Annotated in this window: 1 protein-coding gene; it reads right to left on the reverse strand. The window is 50.8% G+C overall.

The genetic code is table 11. The features are described 5' to 3' along the window. Nucleotides 1-239: 239 nt before the first annotated feature. Nucleotides 240-749, reverse strand: coding sequence for a single-stranded DNA-binding protein (gene ssb, locus ACVRRC_RS22055; RefSeq protein WP_131680312.1), 510 nt, complete (start codon nt 747-749; stop codon nt 240-242). Nucleotides 750-791: the final 42 nt, after the last annotated feature.

Raw genomic sequence — 791 nt, forward strand, 5'->3', positions numbered from 1 at the left:
TCAGGAAAAACACATAAAATGTCGCTACCGCACCCAGCATGACCATCATCAAGCTACGAAACAATAATGACGCAACCGCGAAACCAGCCACCGCGATCCCTGCATAGCTGAGCGCCTGGCCGATACTGCCGTTATTGAGAATGGCATTCAATGATGCCTGTATTTCGTTCATGTCAGACTCCGAGAGATAGAAACATTAATGCAGCCATTAAGGCTGCATGGCGGAACGATAGCAGGTGTTAGAATGGTGGATCATCGTGATTGGGTGCTCCCCAGCCGCCTTGGCTGTGCTGTTGAGAACTTTGTTGCGGAGCACCCCAACCGCCTTGTTGGCTGCTGGATGCATTGTTTTGCTGGCTGTTGGCTTGTCGCGAGTTTTGCTGCCCGTTATTGGGTGCGGAACCAAGCATTTGCATGGTGCCACCGGAGGCCGGATTGACCACGATTTCAGTTGTGTGGCGATCCGCGCCGCTTTGGTCTTGCCATTTACGCGTTGAGAGTTGTCCTTCGATATAGATTTGTGAGCCTTTATGCAGGTATTCACCGACAACGTCGGCTAATTTGCCAAAGAAGACAACGCGATGCCACTCTGTTTTCTCACGTTGTTCACCTGTCTGCTTGTCACGCCAGGTTTCAGACGTTGCGATGGAAATAGTGGCAACGGAGCCACCGTTTGGCATTGCTCGGACTTCGGGGTCTTGCCCGAGATTTCCGACAATAATGACTTTGTTAACGCCACGTTGCGCCATACGACTATCCTTTTGATATTGATGGTTGATTGACTTACCACC

It is taken from the genome of Stutzerimonas sp. LR2, from assembly GCF_055755175.1.